Origin of the sequence: Burkholderia anthinoferrum, from assembly GCF_002925705.1 — a bacterium.
Lineage (GTDB): Bacteria > Pseudomonadota > Gammaproteobacteria > Burkholderiales > Burkholderiaceae > Burkholderia > Burkholderia semiarida.
Genome location: NZ_LFZP01000084.1, coordinates 1 through 1,355, shown reverse-complemented (window position 1 = coordinate 1,355; position 1,355 = coordinate 1). Strand labels below are relative to the sequence as shown.

Here is a 1,355-nt window from a genome sequence, read left to right as displayed (position 1 = left end):
GAGCCTATCCGAACCTTTGTGTGTGAGGCATAAACTGATGGCCAAGGAGCCACGTTATGCCACGCAAACGTAAGGAAGAAGCGACCGTAGAACCGGGCAAGGGCTTGAACCTGGACCCGGAACTGATCAAGCAACTGGTGCCCGGAATGCTGGATCGGGCGACGATCAACGAGCAGCTCGCTGCGCTCAAGAAGGCGATCTTCGAGCGTGCGCTGGGCGGCGAACTGACCCATCATCTCGGTTACGAGAAAGGTGAAGCCAAGCCGGCCAGTAGCACGAACCATCGCAACGGCACCAGCCGCAAGCGCATCGCGACCGACGACGACCTGCTCGACGTCGAGATTCCGCGCGATCGCGAAGGCACCTTCGATCCGGTGCTGATCGCCAAGGGCGAGCGACGTTTCACCGGCTTCGACGACAAGATCATCGCGATGTACGCACGCGGCATGAGCGTGCGGGAGATTCAGGGCTTCCTGCAGGAGATGTACGGCATCGAGGTATCGCCGGACTTCATCAGTACCGTCACTGACGCGGTGATCGACGAAGTGCGCGAGTGGCAACAGCGGCCGCTCGAGCCGATGTACCCGGTGGTGTTCTTCGACGCCTTGCGCGTCAAGATCCGGGACGAAGGCGTGGTCCGCAACAAGGCGATCTACCTGGCGCTGGGTGTTCGCCGCGACGGCACACGTGACGTGCTGGGCCTCTGGATCGAGCAGACCGAGGGGGCCAAGTTCTGGCTGCGGGTGGTGAACGACCTGAAGCTGCGTGGCGTGCAGGATATCCTGATTGCCGTGGTCGACGGACTGAAGGGCTTCCCGGAAGCGATCAACACGGTGTTCCCGGAAACGACGGTCCAGACCTGCATCGTGCATCTGATCCGGAACTCGCTGGACTTCGCCAGCTGGAAAGACCGGAAATCCGTCGCAGCGGCGCTCAAGGAGGTCTATCGGGCACCGTCGGCCGAAGCGGCCGCCGTGGCGCTGGATGCGTTCGATACGAGCCCGTGGGGGACGAAATACCCACCGATTGCCGCGCTCTGGCGCCGGGCCTGGGATCAGGTGATTCCGTTTTACGCCTTCGCGCCCGACATCCGGAAAATTGTATATACGACCAACGCGATCGAGTCGCTGCACATGCAGCTTCGGAAGATCATTAAGGCGCGCGGCCACTTCCCGTCGGACGAGGCCGCGCTCAAGCTGATCTGGCTGGCGCTGCGCAACGTCGTAGCCAAGTGGACGGGTTCCCGGCACGATTGGAAGAGCGCCATGACTCAGTTCGCACTGCTTTACCCAGAACGATTCAACATTGGAGTCTGAATCTCAACCCGCCTCACACACTAAATTCCGGATACCTCC

General features: G+C 61.3%; 1 protein-coding gene. It reads left to right on the top strand.

Features of this window, described 5'->3' with window-relative positions; genetic code table 11:
- The first annotated feature begins 56 nt into the window (after positions 1–56).
- On the top strand, positions 57–1,316 hold the full coding sequence (locus C5F75_RS35990) for an IS256 family transposase (RefSeq protein WP_104013548.1): 1,260 nt from the start codon (positions 57–59) through the stop codon (positions 1,314–1,316).
- The last annotated feature ends 39 nt before the right edge of the window (positions 1,317–1,355 follow it).